24 protein-coding genes are annotated in these 21,571 nt (G+C 61.2%); 17 read left to right on the forward strand and 7 right to left on the reverse strand.

All coding sequences use genetic code 11. The features are described 5' to 3' along the window. Positions 1-1,158: a phospholipase D-like domain-containing protein gene (locus N8H71_RS13335; RefSeq protein ID WP_262194337.1), complete on the forward strand. Its 1,158-nt coding sequence runs from the start codon at positions 1-3 to the stop codon at positions 1,156-1,158. A gap of 130 nt (positions 1,159-1,288) precedes the next feature. Here N8H71_RS13335 and bglX read toward each other — a convergent pair whose 3' ends face one another. Next, positions 1,289-3,580, reverse strand: coding sequence for a beta-glucosidase BglX (bglX, locus tag N8H71_RS13340; protein ID WP_262194338.1), 2,292 nt, complete (start codon positions 3,578-3,580; stop codon positions 1,289-1,291). A 260-nt stretch (positions 3,581-3,840) separates the two neighbouring features. Between bglX and N8H71_RS13345 the strand changes: the two genes are divergently transcribed. The 4 genes from N8H71_RS13345 (at position 3,841) to N8H71_RS13360 (ending at position 7,175) form a co-directional block, all read left to right on the forward strand. Next, positions 3,841-4,449, forward strand: a complete 609-nt coding sequence (locus N8H71_RS13345; RefSeq protein WP_262194339.1) for a LemA family protein — start codon at positions 3,841-3,843, stop codon at positions 4,447-4,449. Between the two features lie 13 nt (positions 4,450-4,462). Beyond that, on the forward strand, positions 4,463-5,215 hold the full coding sequence (locus tag N8H71_RS13350; RefSeq protein ID WP_262194340.1) for a TPM domain-containing protein: 753 nt from the start codon (positions 4,463-4,465) through the stop codon (positions 5,213-5,215). 28 nt (positions 5,216-5,243) lie between these two features. Next, positions 5,244-5,861 carry a TPM domain-containing protein gene (locus tag N8H71_RS13355; protein WP_262194341.1) on the forward strand — a complete coding sequence of 206 codons (618 nt, stop codon included), beginning with the start codon at positions 5,244-5,246 and terminating at the stop codon, positions 5,859-5,861. Between the two features lie 90 nt (positions 5,862-5,951). Continuing rightward, the gene (locus tag N8H71_RS13360; protein WP_262194342.1) at positions 5,952-7,175 is read left to right on the forward strand and encodes a class I SAM-dependent methyltransferase; all 1,224 of its coding nucleotides are present in this window, start codon (positions 5,952-5,954) and stop codon (positions 7,173-7,175) included. Between the two features lie 79 nt (positions 7,176-7,254). Here N8H71_RS13360 and N8H71_RS13365 read toward each other — a convergent pair whose 3' ends face one another. After that, a complete protein-coding gene (locus tag N8H71_RS13365) occupies positions 7,255-8,160 on the reverse strand; it encodes a DMT family transporter (protein ID WP_262194343.1) in 906 nt (301 codons plus the stop codon). A gap of 169 nt (positions 8,161-8,329) precedes the next feature. On the opposite strand from N8H71_RS13365, the gene N8H71_RS13370 reads away from it, so the two are divergent. Both N8H71_RS13370 and N8H71_RS13375 read left to right on the forward strand, forming a co-directional pair. Further along, positions 8,330-8,911: a DJ-1/PfpI family protein gene (locus N8H71_RS13370; protein ID WP_262194344.1), complete on the forward strand. Its 582-nt coding sequence runs from the start codon at positions 8,330-8,332 to the stop codon at positions 8,909-8,911. A gap of 22 nt (positions 8,912-8,933) precedes the next feature. Next, on the forward strand, positions 8,934-9,278 hold the full coding sequence (locus tag N8H71_RS13375) for a YegP family protein (RefSeq protein WP_262194345.1): 345 nt from the start codon (positions 8,934-8,936) through the stop codon (positions 9,276-9,278). Positions 9,279-9,405: 127 nt separating this feature from the next. Here the strand turns inward: N8H71_RS13375 and N8H71_RS13380 are convergent, their stop codons facing one another. After that, positions 9,406-10,287 carry a dihydrodipicolinate synthase family protein gene (locus N8H71_RS13380; protein ID WP_262194346.1) on the reverse strand — a complete coding sequence of 294 codons (882 nt, stop codon included), beginning with the start codon at positions 10,285-10,287 and terminating at the stop codon, positions 9,406-9,408. A 26-nt stretch (positions 10,288-10,313) separates the two neighbouring features. Next, on the reverse strand, positions 10,314-11,096 hold the full coding sequence (locus tag N8H71_RS13385) for an aldolase (RefSeq protein WP_007957912.1): 783 nt from the start codon (positions 11,094-11,096) through the stop codon (positions 10,314-10,316). Between the two features lie 108 nt (positions 11,097-11,204). Between N8H71_RS13385 and N8H71_RS13390 the strand changes: the two genes are divergently transcribed. Further along, the gene (locus N8H71_RS13390; RefSeq protein ID WP_007957913.1) at positions 11,205-11,747 is read left to right on the forward strand and encodes a helix-turn-helix domain-containing protein; all 543 of its coding nucleotides are present in this window, start codon (positions 11,205-11,207) and stop codon (positions 11,745-11,747) included. 102 nt (positions 11,748-11,849) lie between these two features. Here N8H71_RS13390 and N8H71_RS13395 read toward each other — a convergent pair whose 3' ends face one another. Next, complete coding sequence (locus N8H71_RS13395) at positions 11,850-12,869, reverse strand: DUF4917 family protein (RefSeq protein WP_262194347.1); 1,020 nt, start codon at positions 12,867-12,869, stop codon at positions 11,850-11,852. Positions 12,870-13,023: 154 nt separating this feature from the next. Here N8H71_RS13395 and yiaY point away from each other — a divergent pair, with 154 nt between their 5' ends. Further along, entirely contained in the window at positions 13,024-14,172 is a 1,149-nt protein-coding gene (gene yiaY, locus N8H71_RS13400) for an L-threonine dehydrogenase (RefSeq protein WP_262194348.1), read from the forward strand. 180 nt (positions 14,173-14,352) lie between these two features. On the opposite strand, the gene N8H71_RS13405 is transcribed toward yiaY, so the two are convergent. Then, positions 14,353-14,841 (reverse strand): DMT family transporter, encoded by a 489-nt coding sequence (locus tag N8H71_RS13405; RefSeq protein WP_262194349.1) that lies wholly within the window; start codon positions 14,839-14,841, stop codon positions 14,353-14,355. Between the two features lie 87 nt (positions 14,842-14,928). Between N8H71_RS13405 and N8H71_RS13410 the strand changes: the two genes are divergently transcribed. From N8H71_RS13410 to N8H71_RS13440, 7 genes are all read left to right on the forward strand, one after another. Then, on the forward strand, positions 14,929-15,831 hold the full coding sequence (locus N8H71_RS13410; RefSeq protein WP_262194350.1) for a LysR family transcriptional regulator: 903 nt from the start codon (positions 14,929-14,931) through the stop codon (positions 15,829-15,831). A 153-nt stretch (positions 15,832-15,984) separates the two neighbouring features. Beyond that, a complete protein-coding gene (locus tag N8H71_RS13415; RefSeq protein WP_262194351.1) occupies positions 15,985-16,704 on the forward strand; it encodes a hypothetical protein in 720 nt (239 codons plus the stop codon). 3 nt (positions 16,705-16,707) lie between these two features. Beyond that, entirely contained in the window at positions 16,708-17,124 is a 417-nt protein-coding gene (gene fos / locus N8H71_RS13420; RefSeq protein WP_262194352.1) for a fosfomycin resistance glutathione transferase, read from the forward strand. Between the two features lie 60 nt (positions 17,125-17,184). After that, on the forward strand, positions 17,185-17,823 hold the full coding sequence (locus N8H71_RS13425) for a LysE family translocator (RefSeq protein ID WP_262194353.1): 639 nt from the start codon (positions 17,185-17,187) through the stop codon (positions 17,821-17,823). Between the two features lie 80 nt (positions 17,824-17,903). After that, on the forward strand, positions 17,904-19,253 hold the full coding sequence (locus N8H71_RS13430; protein WP_262194354.1) for a sensor domain-containing protein: 1,350 nt from the start codon (positions 17,904-17,906) through the stop codon (positions 19,251-19,253). Positions 19,254-19,371: 118 nt separating this feature from the next. Further along, positions 19,372-19,527 (forward strand): KGG domain-containing protein, encoded by a 156-nt coding sequence (locus N8H71_RS13435; protein ID WP_077045875.1) that lies wholly within the window; start codon positions 19,372-19,374, stop codon positions 19,525-19,527. A 75-nt stretch (positions 19,528-19,602) separates the two neighbouring features. Next, the gene (locus tag N8H71_RS13440) at positions 19,603-20,103 is read left to right on the forward strand and encodes a DUF4142 domain-containing protein (protein WP_262194355.1); all 501 of its coding nucleotides are present in this window, start codon (positions 19,603-19,605) and stop codon (positions 20,101-20,103) included. A gap of 44 nt (positions 20,104-20,147) precedes the next feature. Here the strand turns inward: N8H71_RS13440 and N8H71_RS13445 are convergent, their stop codons facing one another. Next, complete coding sequence (locus tag N8H71_RS13445; protein WP_039772727.1) at positions 20,148-20,558, reverse strand: low affinity iron permease family protein; 411 nt, start codon at positions 20,556-20,558, stop codon at positions 20,148-20,150. 213 nt (positions 20,559-20,771) lie between these two features. Here N8H71_RS13445 and tam point away from each other — a divergent pair, with 213 nt between their 5' ends. Next, entirely contained in the window at positions 20,772-21,542 is a 771-nt protein-coding gene (gene tam, locus N8H71_RS13450) for a trans-aconitate 2-methyltransferase (protein ID WP_262194358.1), read from the forward strand. Positions 21,543-21,571 lie beyond the last annotated feature (29 nt).

Consider the following 21,571-nt stretch of genomic DNA (forward strand, 5'->3'; position numbering starts at 1 on the left):
ATGCGCGGCGCGGTGTTTCCGTGGCGTGATGGCAACCGCTTCGAGCTGTTGATCGACGGCCCGCAATTCTTCCCGCGCATGCTTGACGAGATCGCCCGCGCCCGCGAGCAGATCGAACTGGAGCTGTATCTGGTGGAAGCCGGCGCCTGTGCCGAAACCATCGTGCAGGCGCTGGTGCTGGCGGCGGAGCGGGGCGTGCGGGTGCGTTGCCTGTTCGATGATTATGGCAGCCTCGCGTTCACCCTCACGCTGCGCCGGCGGCTGACCGGTGCCGGAGTCGAGCTGCGTTTTTATAATCGGCTGAACTGGCGGCGCTGGGTCGGCAATTTTTATCGCGATCACCGCAAGCTGTTGCTGGTCGACCAGCGTCTGGCGGTGGTCGGCGGCACCGGGGTCACCGATGAATTCTGGACACCGGGCCACGACACCAGCGAATGGCACGAGGTCATGGTGCAAATCACCGGCCCGCTGGTGCTCGACTGGCAATTGTTGTTCGACCGCCAATGGATCGCCAATCGCCATCGCCGGGCCTGGCGGCCCAACGCGCATTTTGGCCTTCCGCGACTGCCCCGCGTGCCGGACACGGGCGAGGGCATGGGGCGTGTGGCTTATGCCGACGCCCGCCAGCACCGGGACATTCTGCAATCGCTGTTTCGCGCACTGAACAGCGGCCAGCAGCGGATCTGGCTGGCGACGCCGTACTTCCTGCCGACCTGGAAAATCCGCCGCTCCCTGCGCAAGGCCGCCACCCGTGGCCTTGACGTGCGCCTGCTGCTGACCGGGCCGCGCACCGATCACCCGTCGGTACGCTACGCGGGGCACCGTTACTACCCACGTCTGCTCAAGGCCGGAGTAAAAATCTACGAATACCAGCCGTGTTTCCTGCACCTGAAAATGGTGCTGGTGGACGACTGGGTGAGCATCGGCTCCTGCAATTTCGATCACTGGAATCTACGCTTCAATCTTGAAGCGAATCTGGAAGCGCTGGACCCGTCACTGACGGCAGCGGTGGCGGCGAGTTTCGAGAAGGACTTCGACCTGAGTCAGCAGGTGAGTCTGGAGGAGTGGCAGCGCCGGCCGTTGTGGCGGCGGGTGAAGCAGCGGATCTGGGGCTGGGTGGATCGGGTGGTGGTCAATCTGCTGGATAGACGAGGCTAGTCGCTGTCCCAAAACAACTGTGGGAGCGAGCTTGCTCGCGAATGCGGCCTGACAGTCAACATCAATGTTGAATGTGATGGCCTCTTCGCGAGCAAGCTCGCTCCCACAGGTTTTTGCAGTGTGACTACTGTTACAGCAGTTCAAAGCTCTGCTGCGTCACGTCCTGGGAATCCAGGCCGATCTGCACGTTGAACTTGCCAGGCTCGGCCGCGTACTTGAGCTGGGCGTTGTAGAACTTCAGGTCATCTTCGGTGATGGTGAAGTGCACCACTTTCTGCTCGCCGGCCTTGAGCATGATTTTCTGGAAGTTCTTCAGCTCCTTGACCGGACGGATCATCGACCCGGTCACGTCCTGGATGTACAGCTGCACCACGGTTTCGCCGTCACGCTTGCCGGTGTTCTTGACCATGACACTGGCGTCGAGCTTGCCGGTGGCGTTCAGCGTGGTCGAGGACAGCGCCATGTCGCTCAGGCTGAAATCGGTGTAGCTCAGGCCGAAACCGAACGGGAACAGGGGGCCTGTCGTGTCATCGAAATACTGCGAGGTGTAGTTGCCCGGTTTGCCCGGCGTGAACGGCCGGCCAATGCTCAGGTGGTTGTAGTAGGTCGGGATCTGGCCCACGGAGCGCGGGAAGGTCACCGGCAGTTTGCCCGACGGGTTGTAGTCGCCGAACAGCACGTCGGCGATGGCGTTCCCGCCCTCGGTGCCGCTGAACCAGGTTTCCAGAATCGCGTCGGCCTGTTCCTTCTCTTCCAGAATCGTCAGCGGACGGCCGTTCATCAGCACCAGCACCAACGGCTTGCCGGTGGCTTTCAAGGCACGGATCAGCTCACGCTGGTTTTCCGGGATGTTCAGGTCGGTGCGGCTCGACGATTCGTGGGACATGCCACGGGATTCGCCCACGGCTGCAACCACAATGTCGGCGTCCTTGGCGGCTTTCACCGCTTCGTCGATCAACACATTGGCCGGACGCGGGTCATCGACCACTTCCGGCGCATCGAAGTTGAGGAAGTTCAGGTAGTCGAGAACCTTCTTGTCGCTGGTGATGTTGGCGCCACGGGCGTAGATCAGGTTCGCCTTGTCGCCGATGACATTGCTCATGCCGTCGAACAGGGTCACCGATTGTGCCGGACGACCGGCGGCGGCCCAACTGCCCATCATGTCGATAGGAGCCTTGGCCAGCGGGCCGACCAGTGCAACTTTGGCTGTCTTCTTCAGCGGCAGGGTTTCGTTCTGGTTCTTCAGCAGTACCAGACTGCGACGGGCGACCTCGCGGGCGTCGGCGCGGTGCAGACGGCTGTCGGCGTAGGTGTCGGCCGGATCGTCTTCAGCCTTGCCGATGCGCAGGTACGGGTCCTTGAACAGGCCCATGTCGTACTTGGCGGCGAGGACTTCACGCACCGCGTTGTCGATGTCTTTCTGTTCGATCTCGCCGGACTTGAGCAGCCCCGGCAGCTCTTTGCCGTACAGGGTGTCGTTCATGCTCATGTCGATGCCGGCCTTGATCGCCAGCTTCGCCGCTTCACGACCGTCGCGGGCCACGCCGTGCTTGATCAGTTCGAAGATCGCGCCGTGGTCGCTGACCGCCAGGCCCTTGAAGCCCCAGTCCTTGCGCAGCAGATCGTTCATCAGCCAGGTGTTGGCGGTGGCCGGGATACCGTTGATCGAGTTCAACGCCACCATCACGCCACCGGCGCCGGCGTCGATGGCCGCGCGGTACGGTGGCAGGTAGTCCTGGTACATCTTCACCGGGCTCATGTCGACGGTGTTGTAGTCGCGACCGCCTTCAACAGCGCCGTACAGGGCGAAGTGCTTGACGCTGGCCATGATGCTGTCGGCCGCGCTCGGGGTTTCACCCTGATAGGCCTTGACCATGACTTTGGCGATGCGCGAGGTCAGGTAGGTGTCTTCACCGAAACCTTCGGAGCTGCGGCCCCAGCGCGGGTCGCGGGAGATGTCGACCATCGGCGCGAAGGTGATGTCGAGGCTGTCGGCGGCAGCTTCCTTGGCAGCGACGCGACCGGACTGGCCGATGGCGTCCATGTCCCAACTCGATGCCAGGGCCAGCGGAATCGGGAAAATCGTACGGTGACCGTGGATCACGTCGTACGCGAAAAACATCGGGATCTTCAGTCGGCTGCGCATGGCAGCGTCCTGCATCGGACGGTTTTCCGGGCGGGTGATCGAGTTGAACGTGCCACCGATGTTGCCGGCAGCGATCTCTTTGCGGATCAGCTCGCGGGGCATTTCCGGGCCGATGCTGATCAGGCGCAACTGGCCGATCTTCTCGTCGAGGGTCATTTGCTTCATCAGGTTGCTGATGAAAGCGTCCTTGTTTTCCAGGGGTACCGGGGTCGTGGCGGCCAGTACTTGATGACTGGCCAGGCTGACGAACAGGCCCAGCAAACACAGCTTCTTCATGAATAGTTTTCTCAAGGGCCTAAACGGCGTTGCAACGCCGGCCAGCCAAAATTTAGGGAGCGACTATTGTTGTTCGGGTGCTGATTCAGAAAACGACAGCCGAATGTACGTCGAACGTTTCGGCGACGTGATCGAGCAGGGCCTCTTTTTAGCCCATCGGCCCGCTGCAATCCAGTGGCGCGGGCGATTATGCCCCAACCGCCGGCTGAGAATGTTTCGCGATTCATTATTCATGAAATGTGCAAGGGAGCACCCGTCCGATGAATGTCAGTCCTGTCTACCGCTCGCGTTTGCAGGTCGCCACCTTGCTGGTGCTGGCCACGTTGTTGACCGCTTGCGGCATCAACAACATTCCGACCCTTGACGAGCAGGCCAAGGCCGCCTGGGGCCAGGTGCAGAACCAGTACCAGCGGCGCGCCGACCTGATCCCCAATCTGGTGGAAACCGTGAAGGGCTATGCGAAACACGAGGAAGAAACTCTGACTGCCGTCATCGAGGCGCGGGCCAAGGCGACGTCGATCCAGGTTGATGCCAGCACCCTCGACAACCCGGAAAGGCTCAAGCAGTTCCAGCAGGCCCAGGACCAGTTGACCGGTGCCTTGAGCCGCTTGATGGTGGTGTCCGAACGCTATCCGGACCTGAAGGCCAACCAGAACTTCCTCGCCCTGCAATCGCAACTTGAGGGCACGGAAAACCGCATCGCCGTGGCCCGTCGGGATTTCATTCTGGCGGTGCAGAAATACAACACCGAGATCCGCACCTTTCCCGGTCGCCTGTGGCACAGCGTGATGTACAGCAACCTGCCGATCCGTGAGACCTTCGAAGCCACCAGCCCCGGCGCGGACAAGGCCCCGGAAGTGAAGTTCTGAGCCGGGGATGCCCATGCGTGTGTTGAAGATGGGCCTGGTGCTGATGCTGTTGCTGTTCGCCGTCAGCGCCCGGGCCGAGTTGACCTTCCCGGCACTGACCGGGCGGGTGGTGGACGACGCGCAGATGATCGAGCCGTCGGTGCGCGCGCAACTGAGCCAGCAGTTGCAGGCCCACGAACAGGCGACCGGCGAGCAACTGGTGGTCGTGACGCTGCCGAACCTGCAAGGCGCCACCATCGAGGACTACGGCGTCGAACTGGGCCGGCACTGGGGCATCGGCCAGAAGGACAAGAACAACGGCGCCCTGTTGATCGTCGCCCGGGACGAGCGCAAATTGCGCATCGAAGTCGGCTACGGGCTGGAGGATCGTCTGACCGATGCGCAGAGTTCTGTGATCATCCATCAGGTGATCACGCCATCGTTCAAGGCCGGCAACTTCAGCAAAGGCATCAGTGACGGTGTGGCGGCGATGCTGGTGGTGCTGGGCGGCAATCCATTGGACGAGCCTTCCACGGTGTACGAATCGGCCGGTGATCCTGCCGATGATTTTGTCTCGCGGCACCCGGCGTTGTTCGTATTTCTGGTGATGTTGTTCATCCTGACTGTTTTTGTCTGCCAGATGCTCGGTATCCTTCCCGCCGGCCGGGGTGGCTCCGGAGGAGGGGGCGGCTTCGGTGGCGGAGGTTTTGGCGGCGGCGGTGGAGGCGGGGGCTTCAGCGGCGGCGGTGGCAGTTTCGGCGGGGGCGGGTCCTCCGGCGGCTGGTGATAACAATAATGAGCAGGCACTTCACGACATGGCATTACTGACTGAACACGAACAACGCAAGGTCGCCGAGGCTATCGCCCGGGTCGAGCGCGACACCGACGCCGAACTGGTGACGGTGCTCGCGGCCCGCGCCGACGACTATGCGTACATCCCGCTGCTGTGGGCCAGCCTGCTGGCGCTGGTGGTGCCGGGGATCGTGCATTACCTGACCGGCTGGCTGACGATGCGCAGCCTGTTGCTGGTGCAGTGGGGCATTTTCATCGTGCTGTGCCTGTTGTTTCGCTTGCCGAAAATCACCACACATCTGGTGCCACGTCGTGTCCGGCACTGGCGCGCGTCAAACCTGGCGCGGCGGCAGTTTCTCGAACAGAACCTGCATCACACGGTGGGCAGCACCGGCATGCTGATTTTTGTCTGCGAGGCGGAGCGGTACGTGGAGATTCTGGTGGATGAGGGGATTTCCAAGAAGCTGGATAACAAGAGCTGGGATTCGATTGTCGCGGCGTTTACCGAGCAGGTGCGGCAGGGGCAGACGTTGCAGGGCTTTGTCACGTGTATCGAGGCGTGTGGGGAGTTGCTCAAGGTGCATGTGCCGGTGACGCAGGTCAGGAATGAGTTGCCGAATCGGTTGGTGGTGTTGGGATAAGCCGTTCGGGAAATTAGCCGTGCCCTCGAACGCCATCCCCCCTAAACTAGCGCCCATTCCCGATTTGCCCGTCCGAGGCCGCTTTTTCCCATGTCCGTTACCGCTCCCTCCGCATCTGCCAAACCGGCGCCCGATCACCACGCCCGGTTCATCGAGCTGCTGCAAACCAGCCTCGAACAGAACGGCTTCATCAAACTGGTGCTGGCCAAATACGTCGGCGAAGAAGCGGACCTGCAGCGGATCATCATCAAACCGGTGACGGTCAAGGCGCAGCCGTGCCTGTCGTTCGTTTACCGCTACAAGACCCGCGACATCACCAAGAACCTGCCGCTGGATGAAGCGGTAGCGACGATTGCCGGGCTGCTGCCGGCAGCGTTCAAAAATGCGCATTTGCTGGCGCTGACTGACGAAGCCCAGCTCGAATACAGCAAAAAGGGCAAGAGCTCGCTGTTCATGAGCAAACCCCAGCAATTGCGTGAAGTGCCGTCCGCCGAGCACAACCGCGAGAAAAACCGCTTCCTCGAGTTGAGCCGCCCGTTCCTCAAGGACCTGGGCGTAACCAATGCGCAACACGAGCTGATCCCGGCGATGTCGCGCAAGTGGAAGCAGATCAACAAGTTCATCGAAGTGTTCAGCCACGCGCTGACCTCGTCGCCGCTGGCCCTGGACAAACCGGTGCGGGTGGCGGATTTCGGTTCGGGCAAGGGTTACCTGACGTTCGCCATCCATGACTATCTGCGCAACACGCTGAAGGCCGAGGGCGAAGTCACCGGCGTCGAATTGCGCGAAGAAATGGTCAACCTGTGCAACACCGCCGCCGCGAAGCTGGAACACCCGGGGCTGGTGTTCAAATGCGGCGATGTGCGCAGCGTGGCGCCGAGCGAGCTGGACGTGATGATCGCCCTGCATGCCTGCGACCTCGCCACCGACTATGCGATCCACACCGGCATCCGTTCCGGCGCCTCAATCATCATGTGCTCGCCGTGCTGCCACAAACAGATTCGTTTGCAGATCCAGAGCCCGGCGCTGCTCAAGCCGATGCTGCAATACGGTTTGCACCTGGGCCAGCAGGCGGAAATGGTCACCGACAGTCTGCGTGCGCTGTTCCTCGAAGCCTGCGGTTACGAGACCAAAGTGTTCGAGTTCATCTCCCTGGACCACACCAACAAGAACAAGATGATTCTGGCGGTGAAGCGCGCCGAGCCGGTGGACCCGACTCAGCTGCTGGTGAAGATTCAGGAATTGAAGGCGTTCTACCAGATCAGCGAGCACTGCCTCGAAACCCTGCTGCTCGCCGATGGCCTGTTGGCTTGACCTCGACCCTGTGGGAACGAGCTTGCTCCGGGCGGCGATCCGACGAAGGGGCCATAACCGGCGACATCACCGTTGACTGTCAGTCCGTCTTCGCGAGCAAGCTCGCTCCCACATGGGGTTTGATGGCAGTTTTGCGCCCGAGCATCACCGTCGCGATCACCCCGCAGGCGAATAGCCAGGTGATCGGCTCCACGTGTTCGCCGAAGAACAGCGCGGAAAACGCGATGGTGAAGAAGATCTGCAACAGCTGGATCTGACTGACCCGGGCAATGCCACCCATGGCCAGCCCGGCGTACCAGGCGAAGAAGCCCAGGAACTGCGAAAACAGCGCGACATAACCGAAGGCCCACCAGGTTTTCGCCGATACCGCACCCTGATGCTGCAACGCCAGATACAGCACCGGGCCGATCAGCAACGGCGTCGACAGCACCAGCGCCCAGCAGATCACCTGCCAACCGCCCATTTCCCGTGCCAGGCGTCCGCCCTCGGCATAACCCAGACCACCCACCGCAATCGCACCCAGCATCAGCAAATCACCGGCCTGAATGCTGCCGGCGCCGGTGTACAACGCATAACCCAGCACCAGCGCACTGCCCAACGCGGCGCAGGCCCAGAAGGCTTTCGACGGACGCTCGTGGGACAGCCACGCGGCGTACAGCGCCACGCACAGCGGCTGCAAGCCGTTGACCAGCGCACCGTGGGACGCCGGCAAGGTCTGCATGGCCCACGCCGACAGCACCGGGAAACCGAGAATCACCCCGGCGATCACCAGACTCAGGCCTTTGACTTGCTTCCAGGTCGGCCACTTTTCCCGACGCCACAACAACAGCGCCGCTGCCGGAATCGCCGCGAACAACGCGCGGCCCAGGCCGTTGAGCAGCGGGTGCAGTTCCTGCACCACGATGCGGGTGAAGGGCAGGGTAAGGCTGAAAATCACCACGCCGAGCAGGCCGAGGGCCATGCCGGTGTTTTCGCGCGAAGACATGAGGGCAACCAGATTCGAAGGTGACAGGAAGGTGTCTTCATCTAGCCACAAACCACGGCAATGGGGCTGTTACAGCTGAGCGCAGAGTTATCCATACAGTTTGCGAACGCCATCGCGGTCCTTGGACTACTGTGAATATTCCTGTGCATTCACCAGAGGAGACCTGCCCATGGCCGCGAAAAAAATTCTGATGCTGGTCGGCGATTACGTCGAAGACTACGAAGTGATGGTGCCGTTCCAGGCCCTGCAAATGGTTGGTCACACCGTCCACGCCGTGTGCCCGGACAAGGCCGCCGGCAAGACCGTGCGAACCGCGATTCACGACTTTGAAGGCGACCAGACCTACAGCGAGAAACCCGGTCACCAGTTCGCCCTGAACTTCGATTTCGCCAAGGTCGACGCCAAGGATTACGACGCCTTGCTGGTGCCCGGTGGTCGCGCGCCGGAGTACCTGCGGCTGAATGAAAAAGTCCTGGAACTGGTGCGAGCCTTCGACAAGGCCGGCAAGCCGATCGCCGCCGTCTGTCACGGCGCGCAACTGCTGGCGGCGGCGGGAGTTCTCGAAGGCCGTGAGTGCAGCGCCTACCCGGCCTGCGCCCCGGAAGTGCGGCTGGCCGGCGGCACTTACATTGACATCCCGGTCACGGACGGCCATGTCCAGGGCAACCTGGCCACCGCGCCCGCCTGGCCGGCGCACCCGAAATGGCTGGCGGGTTTCCTGGGGTTGCTTGGAACCAAAATCACCCTGTGACACATCGATAAGGAGAAACACCATGTCCGGATGGTATGAGTTGAGCAAAAGCAGCAACGGCCAGTTCAGGTTCGTGCTGAAAGCGGCGAATGCCGAAACCATTCTGACCAGTGAGCTGTACACCACCCGCACGGCTGCCGAAAACGGCATCGCCTCGGTGCAGACCAACAGCCCGCTGGACGAACGCTACGAGAAAAAAACGACGAAAGACGGCCATCCCTACTTCAACCTCAAGGCGGCCAATCACCAGATCATCGGCAGCAGCGAATCCTATTCATCGGACGCGGCGTGTGCCAAAGGCATTGCCAGCGTCAAGGCGAACGGGCCGTCCAAGGTGATCAAGGACAAAACCCTGCCGGTGCTTTGAATCCAGCACAAAAACCTGTGGGAGCGAGCTTGCTCGCGATGACGGTTCATCAGTCGACATCGTTGTCGGATCTGATGGCCTCATCGCGAGCAAGCTCGCTCCCACAGGGTTGGTGTGTACCTTGAAATCAGCTCAGGCTTTTGAGAATGGCCTGCAACTGGTTACGCCCGGCTTCGCTCAGCGGGAACACCGGCAAACGCGGATCACCGACTTCCATATCGGTCAGTCGCAGACCGGCCTTGATCGTCGCAGGCAAGCCACCCTTGAGGATGAAATCCAGCAGCGGCAACTGGCGGTAGAACAGTTCCCGCGCCTTGCCCAGATCCCCCGCCAGTGTGGCTTCGTACAAGTCCAGGTTGAGCTGCGGGATCAGGTTCGGCGCCGCCGTGCACCAGCCCTTGGCCCCGGCAGCGAAGGCTTCCAGCGCCAGCGGATTGCAACCGTTGTAGAACGGCACCCGGCCTTCGCCGAGCAGTTGCAGCTTGTGCATGCGCTGGATATCGCCGGTGCTCTCCTTGACCATGGTCACGTTTTCCACGCCGTTGACGATGCGCAGGATCAGTTCCACCGACATGTCGGTGCCGCTGGTGGCCGGGTTGTTGTAGAGCATGATCGGCACGCCGATGCTGTCGCCGATCGCGCGGTAGTGGGCGAGGATTTCCGCTTCGGTCAGCTTCCAGTAAGAGGCGGGCAGCACCATCACCACGTCGGCGCCATGGGCCTCGGCGAAACGCGCGCGACGTGCCGCTTTGGCGGTGGTCAGGTCGGACACGCTGACCACGGTCGGCACCCGTTTGGCCACGTGCTTGATGCTGAATTCGGCGACCTGGTCCCACTCCGCATCGCTCAGGTAGGCGCCTTCGCCGGTGCTGCCCAGAGGCGCGATGGCGTGGACGCCACCGGCGATCAGACGGTCGATCGAGCGGCCGAGGGCCGGCAGGTCAACGCCTTCGCCATTGGCGCCGAACGGGGTGATGGTGTAGCCGATGATGCCGTGAATATTGGACATGAGAGTGCTCCGCAAGGATGAAGTGATCAGTTCAGGCAATCGGCGTGCTGACGCAGGTTCTGCCGGGCGTAGTAGTTGAAAGCTGCGGCGTGGCGCTTGGGTTTGGAGACCCAGTCATGCGCCTCGCGACCCAGCTCGGGAATGATCGGCTTGATCGTCCCGGCGGCCATCGCCAGCAATTGCAGCTTGGCGGCGCGCTCGATCAGTTGAGCGATGACACAGGCTTCCTCGATGGTCGTGCCGGTGGACAGCTGACCGTGATGGGAAAGCAGGATCGCCCGTTTATCGCCCAGCGCCCCGGCAATCAGTTCGCCTTCTTCGTTGCCCACCGGCACACCCGGCCAGCCTTCAAGGAACGCGCAATCGTCGTACAGCGGACACAGGTCCATGTGGGAAATCTGCAGCGGCACCTCCAGCATCGACAGCGCGGCAATGTGCGTCGGGTGGGTGTGGATGATGCAGTTCACGTCCGGCCGAGCGCGGTACACCCAGCTATGGAAACGGTTGGCCGGGTTGGCCATGCCGTGGCCTTCGAGCACTTCCAGGTCTTCGTTGACCAGCAGCAGATTGCTCGCGGTGATTTCATCGAAACCCAGGCCCAGTTGCTGAGTGTAGTAAGTGCCCGGCTGCGGGCCACGGGCGGTGATCTGTCCGGCGAGGCCCGAATCGTGGCCGTTCTCGAACAGGATCCGGCAGGTCAGAGCCAGCTTTTGCCGGTCTGTCCACGTATTATCCGCCAGGCTTTTTTGCATCTGGGTCAGCGCTTGCTTGACCAGTTCGTCTTTGGGTAGTGCTAATGTCTTCGCCATATCCGTGTCCTGTGGTGGTTGCCATGGATGACACTTAAGAGTCTATATGACACTTTGTGTCATTGGCAAGGACAAATCGTCTTTCCTTTGCTGGATTAATCGCTCCGCATGTCTATCCGTTTGAAATTATTGAGAAAAAAACTTGGCGTAACCCTTGAGGCGCTGGCCGAGAAATCCGGTATGACCAAGAGTTACCTGTCGAAGGTCGAGCGCGGGTTGAACACGCCGTCGATTGCCGCCGCGCTGAAACTGGCCAAGGCGCTGAACGTGAAAGTCGAGGAGCTGTTCTCCGAAGACAACGTCAGCCTCGACAGCTACAGCCTGGTGCGCAGCCACGAACGCCAGTCGCTGGCGGCCAACGACCACAGCCCCGGTTATGCGGTACTGGCCCATCAGGTCAGCGAACGCAGCCTGCTGCCGTTCATCATTTATCCGCCGAGCGAATTCACCGACAAAACCTTCAAGGAACATTTGGGCGAGGAATTTCTGTTCGTCCACGAAGGCCAGGTCGAAGTGGACTTCGTGAACGAGCGGGTGCTGCTGGAGCGGGGCGATGCGCTGCACTTCAATGCACAGAAACCCCATCGCATCCGCTCGGTGGGCGAGGTGCAGGCGCAGTTGCTGGTGGTGGTGCACAGCAGCGAGGAGTGAGCTGACTGGATGGACGCCATCGCTAGCAGGCTAGCTCCCACAGTTGGAATGCACTTCCTTGTGGGAGCTAGCCTGCTAGCGAAGACGCCAAAAGTGTCGCCACTAAACCTCGACCGGCACCGACAGCTTCGGATTGCCCAGCGCATGGCTCTTGGAGTCAAAGAAGCGCAACTCGACACCTGTGCCCTCGAACAGCTTCGCGTAGTGGCGCTTCTGGTGCTGGATGAACGCCGCGCTGCGCGGGTAGATCGAAATCGCCACGGTCTTCGGCTTCGCCAGACGCAGGGCGCGCACGAGGTGGCTGTCCTGCTCGCCGAGGGCATGACCGAAGATGCACAGGTTGTCGCCGTGACCGAGTAACTGGTCGTAGCAGAACGACAGGTAATCCGAGCTGCGGATGGTCTTGAGCTTGTCGGCACTCGGCCCTTCGTTGACGAACAGCGGCACGTCGTCGAGCGTCTTGATCGTGTTGTTGATCGCGAAACTGCCGAGCAGCGTGCCCTCGGTGGCGGTCAGTTTGCGGGCGGTGCCGTCCTGATTGCGCACCAGATGCAGACCACCGTGCAAGTACAGCAGACGCGGTTTTTCAGTGCTGCTTTCGCACAGATCGAAACTCGCGTCGGGGCCGTTGAACAGGTCGTCGATCGCCTCGCCCTGATGTTGCAGCGCCCAGTAATTGAGCAGGTCGTAATTGGTGGTGAACACCGTGCGATAGCTCGCCAGTTCGCTGTTCAGGGTCGCCAGAGTCGAGGCTTCGATCAGCCGCCACGGGATGTGCACCGCGTGGACGGTATTGATCAGCGCTTCCTTGATCGCGTAGTAGCGGTTGCGCGGCGCGGCCGAGCTGACGGCCAGCGCCTTGTTGACCCGGCTGGTGGTTTTCAGCGCGCCGAGCACCTGCTCGAAGCTGCGCGTCTGCATTGCGTCGAACACGCTCAGTTCCGAAGGGCTCAACGGTTTTTCTTCCACCGTGCGAGCGTTTTCGAACAGCGAGTCGTAGCCGAAATCGTCCCACACTGCACGACTGGCGCCGTTGCCCAGCAGCAGACCGCTGAAGTCGGTGGCGGCGCGCAACGCGTTCCAGTCTTCGAGTGTGGCGTCGACATCCAGAAAATCGGTCATTGCAGGGCACGTCTCAAAACAAAGGGCAGATGAGCGGCGACTTTATCACGAGCGGGCATTGAGCCAGATCAACATCCGCCGTGACTGATCGGTCGATCCTGTGTGTATCCGCCGGATCGCAGGAGTCGATTCGGCCCCAGTCAGGAGACGCGCCATGAGCAGCACCTTTTTCATTCCCGCCGTAAACATCATGGGCAGCGGCTGCCTCGACGACGCCATGAACGCGATCCGCAACTACGGTTTTCGCAAGGCGCTGATCGTCACCGACGCCGGTCTGGCTAAGGCTGGCGTGGCGACGATGATTGCTGAAAAACTGGCGATGCAGGACATCGATTCGGTGATCTTCGACGGCGCCAAGCCCAACCCGAGCATCGCCAACGTCGAGGCCGGGCTGGCGCTGCTCAAGGACAGTCACTGCGATTTCGTGGTGTCCCTCGGCGGCGGCTCGCCCCACGACTGCGCCAAGGGCATCGCTTTGTGCGCGACCAACGGCGGGCAGATCCGCGACTACGAAGGCGTGGATCAATCGAGCAAGCCGCAACTGCCGCTGATCGCCATCAACACCACCGCCGGTACGGCCAGCGAGATGACCCGTTTCTGCATCATCACTGACGAAACCCGCCACGTGAAAATGGCCATCGTCGACCGCAACGTCACGCCGCTGCTGTCGGTCAACGACCCGGCGCTGATGGTCGCCATGCCAAAAGGCCTGACCGCCGCCACCGGCATGGACGCGCTGACCCATGCGATCGAAGCCTACGTTTCCACGGCCGCCAACCCGATCACCGACGCCTGCGCACTCAAGGCCATGACCCTGATCAGCAACAACCTGCGTCTGGCCGTGCGCGACGGCAGCGATCTGGCCGCGCGGGAAAACATGGCATATGCGCAGTTCCTCGCGGGCATGGCGTTCAACAATGCGTCCCTCGGTTACGTGCATGCGATGGCGCACCAGTTGGGCGGTTTCTACGATCTACCTCACGGCGTGTGCAACGCGGTGTTGCTGCCGCATGTGCAGACGTTCAACGCGCTGGTCTGCGCCGATCGCCTGACTGATGTGGCCCACGCCATGGGCGCCGACATTCGCGGTTTCAGTCCGGAGGAGGGCGCGCAAGCCGCGATTGCCGCGATCCGTTGCCTGGCCAGGGACGTGGAGATTCCCGGTGGCTTGCGTGATCTGGGCGCCAAGTGCACCGACATCCCGGTGCTCGCCGCCAACGCCCTGAAAGACGCCTGCGGCTTCACCAATCCGCGGGCGGCGGATCAACGGCAGATCGAGGAGATTTTCCGCAGCGCCTTTTGAGGTCGGATCGCGAAACAGCGGTGCCTGATCTGCCCTCATCGCGAGCAAGCTCGCTCCCACATTGGAATGCAACTTCCTGTGGGGGCAAGCTCGCTTCTACATTGGAATGCGACTTCCTGTGGGAGCGAGCTTGCTCGCGATGAGGGAACTACGGTTATCGACGATTTACGAGTGATTGCCTCAGCCCGCCGGTGCCAATGACCTGGCAGCCGAGTCCCCAAACTGAATCAGCACCACTCCCGCCATCAACAACACCGCGCCGAACAGGCGCGGCAATGTCAGATGTTTCTCCACCAGCCCGAACAGGCCGAAATGATCCAGCACGATTGACGTGATCATTTGTCCGGCCAAAGCCAGCGCCAGAAATCCCGAGGCCCCCAGCTTCGGCAGCAACACCACCGCCAATGCCACGAAGCACACCCCGAACGCGCCGCCGGTCCACATCCACAACGGCAGCTTGCTGGCGAGGGCCAGCGACGGCAACGGCAGGCGCAGGGCGACAAGCACCGGCAACAACACCAGCACGCTCACCACCAGCGAGGTGAGTGTTGCCCACAGCGGATGCCCTAATCCCCGCGCCAGATTGATGTTGATCGCACTCTGAAACGGCACAACCGCCCCGGCGAATACCGCTAACAGCAGCAATCCGACCCACTGCATCGTTCCCATGATCGTTCTCCTGCAAGGTTTTGCTGGACTCTAGGGTATTCGTCGCGCAGATTTAAATTCTGTTTTGGTATCCGGAACATGCATTGAATGAATGATCTGCGCCGCATTGACCTCAACCTGCTGGTGATCCTTGACGCCTTGCTAAGCGAGCAGCACGTGACCCGCGCCGCCGAGCGCCTGCACCTGAGTCAACCGGCGGTCAGCCACGCATTGGCGCGTCTGCGTGACTTGCTCGGTGATCCATTGCTGGTGCGTGCCGGTTCGGGGCTGGTGCCTACCGCGCGGGCGCTGGAGCTGGCGGCGCCGCTGGCCGAAACCCTGGCCCAGGTGCAATCGCTGCTGGCGCCGAACACCTTCGACCCGGCCAGCGCCCGTCGGACCTTTCGCCTCGCGATGTCGGACTACGGCGCGGCGATCATCCTGCCCGGGCTGATTCGCACGTTGCGCGCGGAAGCGCCGGGCATCGATCTGCAAATCAGCCATGCCAGCCGCGAAGGCATGGTCGAAGGCCTGCTCAACGGCGACATCGACCTCGCCGCCGGCGTACTCCCCGAGTTGCCCGGCGAACTGCGCAGCACGTCGTTGTTCGAAGAACGCTATGTGTGTTTGCTCGATCGCCAGAGCCTGCCGGCTGACGGCCAGCTCGACCTGCCGACCTACCTGTCACGCCCGCACGTGCTGCTGGAAATGCGCGGCAGCGGCACCCCGGAAATCGAACGCACCCTGACCGCTTTGCGCGAACGCCGCCGCGTCGCCATCAGCCTGCCGCACTGGAGCGTTGCGCCACACTTCATCAGCGGCACGGATCTGATCCTGACCGTGGCTTCGCGGGCGTTGAATGAGGTGGATGACGAAGCACTGATCGTCGTGCCGCCACCGTTTGAAATTGCGCCGTTCACGTTTGTCTCGGCGTGGCACAAGCGGCGGGGTGGGGATCAGGCGTTGAACTGGTTGAATCAACGGATTGAGCAGGGGATAGTGCGCGGCTGAAAAACATCAAGGAGCGGGGCGTGACAGTGAAGTCTGGGGGCGTGGGATGGTGCTGACACCCCTTCGCTACGACGGAAAATCATACGTCTTGCCTAAAGGTTTCAAAGCCATCGAGTGATACAGAGCCAACGCGACTTATTTCAAGGAAGAACAATGCTTAGCCCAACCCGACTTTTCATCGCCCTCGGCTTTCTGGCCATCACCACTCAGGCCCACGCTGCCTGTCAGGTAAAGAAATTTGACGGTCACTCCCTGTCACGCTGCAAAGTGTGGCCGGCCTTCCCGGACAAGGCGATCTCGGCAAAATCCACATTCGTGTCCGACTCCGAAGGTGATCACGACGGCGTGTTCGATCTGGAGCTGTCGCTCCTCAACGCCGCGAACGCCAAGCCTTTAGCGACTTACGTCAAGCCTGGAGCCTACAACTCCGACGCGATTAGCTTCGATGACTTGAAGATCGATACGGCTCGATACCGTCTGGCGTCGGACGTTCGCGCCTTTGGCCTGCGTTCTGATTTTGCCGACCATCTCTCAAGAGCCAACCCCTACGCAAGAACCGATCTGGCGCTGTATGTGCGCGAAGGCAGCAAGTTGCGCCCGGTGCTGGAAGGTCTGGTTATTCGGAAGGAGTTTGGCGAGGGTACCGGTGAGTGCGAAACCAAGGACACGAAAATCCTCAGGACTTTGGAAATCGGCCCATCCAGCCATAATGGCTTTGCTGACCTGATCGTTTCCTCAAGTGGTGTGGTGTACACCTCGACCCAGTCAGGCAAAGAGTGCGTTTCCAAAACCACCGACCTGACCAAAACCCAAATCACCCTGACCTACGACGGCAAGCAATACACCCTCCCCGAAGACCTCAGAGGTTACTGACCGATGCTCACCGGCCTCAATCACCTGACCCTCGCCGTCACCGACCTGAACCGCAGCCTCGCGTTCTACCGCGACATCCTGAAGCTGCAAGTCGAGACCACCTGGGACGCCGGTGCCTATCTGTCGCTCCCGGGCCTCTGGTTGTGCCTGTCCCTTGACCCGAAGCGCAGTCCCGAGCCCGCCGCCGACTACACCCACTACGCCTTCAGCCTCGGCGCAGCGGATTTCCCGCTGTTCGTGCAACAGCTTCGGGCCGCCAACGTGCAGGAATGGCGCGACAACCGCAGCGAAGGCGCGTCGTTCTACTTCCTCGACCCGGACGGGCACAAGCTCGAAGCCCACGTCGGCGATCTGGCCTCGCGACTGGCCGCGTGTCGGCAAAAGCCCTACGCGGGCATGCGTTTTTTCGACGAGCCATGAACATTCGCCAGACGCTGAGATAGACTGGCGGCCACGTTTTCCGGGACTTGCAGGTTTTCCATGACTCCATCGTTGCTAATGGCCGTGCTGGCCTCGGGTTTCATTTACGGCATCACGCCGGGGCCGGGTGTGCTGGCGGTATTCGGCATCGGCGCCGCACGTGGGCGGCGGGCCGGGGCGGGATTCCTGTGCGGGCATCTGCTGGGCGATGTGGTTTGGTGCAGCACTGCACTGATCGCGATTGTCGGTGCTCGGGAAATCGGCAGCACCGCGTTCGATGTGCTCGGTGTGCTCAGCGGCCTGTACCTGTTCTGGCTCGGCTGGCGCGCGGTGCGGGCCAAACGCAGCAACGGCGATCAGCCCCAGGGCGCGGCGCGTCAGCCGTTCTGGCACGGCATCCTGTTCGGCCTGACCAACCCCAAGGCCTACCCGGTGGCGGTGGCGACCTTCACCGCGCTGCTGTCGAGCCGCGCCGAACTGCTCAACTGGTCAATGTTGCCGATGCTGATCGCCTTGAGTTTCCTTGGTGGATTGCTGGCCTACGCTATCCTCATTGGCATCGTCGGGGCGCGTCAGGTACGTACGCTGTACCAGCGCCATGAACTGGCGATTACCCGGTTGTGCGGGATCATGTTCATCGGTTTTGCCATCAACGCGCTGGTGCATGCGCTGCCGGGGCTGATGCCGAACAAGGCTTGAAATCATCGGACGCAGGATGCGAAGTTGCCAGGTCAGGGACGGTTGATCAGTGCTGCATTGCCGGACAGACACGCTGAACCATGGAAAACCGAAATTCTGCGCCCCTGGCGAGTTACATCGACCTGTTGCTGGACGCCGTTTGCGCCGTCGACAAGCAAGGCCGTTTCGTCTTTGTCAGCGCAGCCTGCGAGCGGATTCTCGGGTACACGCCTGACGAACTGATCGGCCAGTCGATGATCGATTACGTCTACCCGGCCGACCGTGAGCGCACCCTGGCCGCTGCGAGCGACATCATGGGCGGCGAGCCGAAAAACAACTTCGAAAACCGCTACGTGCGCAAGGACGGCAGCGTCGTGCACATTCTGTGGTCGGCGCGCTGGTCGGAAGTCGATCAACTGCGTATCGCCGTTGCCCGGGACATCACCGAGCGCAAACTGGCCGAATCCCGTCAGGCGGCGTTGTACGCGATCTCCGAAGCGGCCCATGCGGCGGAGGATCTGCTGGCGCTGTTCAAGCGCATCCACTTGATCATCGGCGAGTGGCTGCCGGCGCTGAACTTCTCCGTGGCGCTGTACGACGATCACTGCGCAAAGCTGAATTTTCCCTATCACGTCGACGACGATGAACTGCAGCCCGAGCAACCCGGAACAGTCACCGGCCGTCTGTGTGCCGAAGTGATCCGCAGCGGTCAGCCGATTCTGCTGACCCCTGATTGCCCACATGCGCCATCAGGTTTCGCCGAGCTGGTGACGGGGCAGCAGTCTCCGTGCTGGCTCGGCGTACCGCTGAGCTCGAAAGACCGCACCATCGGCGCGCTGATCGTCAAAAGTCTGCCCGGCGGCGAGCGCTACACCGAGCGCGACAAGGAGTTGCTGCAATACGTCTGCGCCCAGATCGCCACGGCCATCGAACGCCAGCAACTGCATGCCCGTCTGCGGCGCATGGCGCAATATGATCAATTGACCCAACTGCCCAACCGGGATTTGCTGCGTGAACGCTTCAAAACAGCGCTGGCCGGTGCGCGGGAGCAATCCGGGTTCATGGCATTGCTGTACGTCGATCTGGATCGTTTCAAACAGGTCAACGATACCTTTGGTCACGCTGTCGGTGACATGCTTTTGCAGGCAGTGGCCAATCGACTTAAGGGCTGCGTGCGCGAGACTGACACGGTGGCGCGCATCGGCGGCGATGAATTCGTGGTGCTGTTGCACAGCATTCACGCCGCGAACGATGCTGACAGCGTGGCGGAAAAAATCCGACAGGTACTGGTGCAACCCATGCGGCTGGACGGGCACAACCTGCACATCGAACCGAGCATCGGCGTCGCCCGTTATCCCGAGCATGGCGATGAGGAACAGCAGCTGTTTCGCCATGCCGACCAGGCCATGTACGCCGCCAAACGCCTGAATCATCGAGCACCGGATAACTGATCGAGGGCCCGCCGTTCGTCGCGGGACCGGCAACTTTTCTAAACCTTTGGCGGTCAGGAAATTCTCAATCTAGGCGGGCACCTGCTCGCTTACGATCAATGCCAAGAGGTAGAGAATCATGCCTAACTCAAGAAACTCGAACTCGGGAAACTTCGCCAACGATCGAACGAAGGCGTCTGAAGCCGGTCGCAAAGGTGGGAAAACCACCACCACGACTGTCGACAAAGAGCCAAAAACCGACATGGGCCGCAAGCCTGCTCAAAAGTCGAAATAGTCGGTGAAGGTAGTTTTGATTGAGAGGCGGGGGCGCAAGCTCCCGCTTGAATCTGCAAAGAAGGAGGGCGCGACCATGAGCCGGATGGCCACCCGAGTACGCAACATCAGTTTTGTCAGCCTGCTGGGACTGTTTGCCAGCAGTGCGTTTGCCCAGTCGCCCGCCGACTTCATCAACGAAGCCTCGGCCAAAGGCATGGCCGACATCGAGGCCAGTCGTCTGGCGCACAGCAAGGCCGAGTCCAAAGAGGTCAAGGATTACACCATCGTCGTCATCAACGACCGCACCACCGCCAACCAGCATCTGGCGAAAATCGCCAAGAAACTGGACCTGCCCGTGGCGCCTCGCGAAGAAGTCGCCGACAAGGCCAAGGCGTTGATGCCGGAAGTCAAAGAAGGCGCGAGCTTCGATCAGGCCTACGCCGCCAGTCAGGTCAAAGCCACGGAAGAAGCCATCGAACAGATCGAGCAGGAAGCTCAGACCACCGACGTGCCGGAGATCAAGGCGTTTGCCGACGAGACGTTGCCGAAATTGCAGAGTCATCTGGAAATGGCCAAGGCCCTGGCCAGTCGCTGAATTCCGTTACTTAAAAAACGGCGCTTAAGGCGCCGTTTTTGTTTTCAGCATTCGTTCAGATCCTGTTTCGGCTTGCTCTTGTCCCCCAGTCCTTCCAGATCAAACACCTCATTCTCGCCCATCGCCCGATAATGCCGACGCAACGCTTCCAGCTGCTTGAGATCCAGCGACTCCAGCCCGAGCATCGCATTCTGCGCCTCCTTGTTTACCCGCAGCAGTTCATCGAGTTTCAAATGCAGGATGTCGGTGTCGCGGTTCTGGGTGTTCTGGATCAGGAACACCATCAGGAACGTGATGATCGTGGTCGAGGTATTGATGATCAGTTGCCAGGTATCGTTGTAATCGAAAATCGGCCCGCTCAAACCCCAGAGCCCGATCAGAATCAACGCCCCCATAAACGTCTTGGGGCTACCGGCCCAGAGGGCTAGCTTCTGGGAGATCTTTGCGAATTTCATGGCCGTGTTCCTTGTTGGGGGAGCTTGAAATTCAGACATCGGGGGTGGTGTGAAAATTCTACTTACAGTTTTCTGAGCTCTGAAGGTTCACCGAAGACTGTGATCCCGGCGATATCGGACGTACGTAGGGGAAGGCAGATAAACACGATCGCTGTATCGTGACGGCAGCCGCTTTTCCACGTTTCGCCAGAACGCCCCAGACAGGAGAACGCAATGACCTGGTCCGCCAAGCAATACGTCACTTTCGAAGATGAACGCACCCGCCCGGCCCGCGACCTGCTGGCGGCGATTCACACGCCCGAGGCGCGTTTCGTGGTCGATATCGGGTGTGGTCCCGGCAACTCGACCGAGTTGTTGGTGAAGCGTTTTCCGGGGGCGAAAGTGCAGGGACTCGACAGTTCGTCGGACATGATCGATGCCGCGCGCAAGCGTCTGCCGCAGTTACAGTTCGAGGTGGCGGACATCGATAAATGGGCGGATGCGGGGCCATTCGATGTGATCTTCGCCAACGCCGTTTTGCAGTGGGTGCCGGATCACGCGACCTTGTTGCCGGCGCTGGCGGGCAAGTTGGCGCAGGGTGGCAGTCTGGCGATCCAGATGCCGGACAACCTCAACGAGCCGTCCCATCGGTTGATGCGCGAAGTCGCCGCCAATGGGCCGTGGGCCAGCAAACTGGCGGGCGCGGCGGGGCAGCGGACCGAGATGGCGGATGCCAGTGCCTATTTCTCGATGTTGCGGCCGCACTGCGCGCGGGTCGATGTGTGGCGCACCACGTATCACCACCAGTTGGCGGGCGGGGCCTCGGGTGTTGTCGAGTGGTTCAAGGGCAGTGGTTTGATTCCGTTCCTCAGTCCGCTGACGGAAACCGAGCGGGAGGAGTATCTGGCGCAATATCTGGCGGAGGTCGCGAAGGCCTATCCGGCGCTGGCGGATGGTTCGGTGCTGTTGCCGTTTCCACGGTTGTTTATTGTCGCCACGCGTTGAAATGAAAAAGGGCCGATTTGATCGGCCCT

Source organism: Pseudomonas koreensis (genome assembly GCF_025447595.1).
GTDB lineage: Bacteria > Pseudomonadota > Gammaproteobacteria > Pseudomonadales > Pseudomonadaceae > Aquipseudomonas > Aquipseudomonas koreensis_H.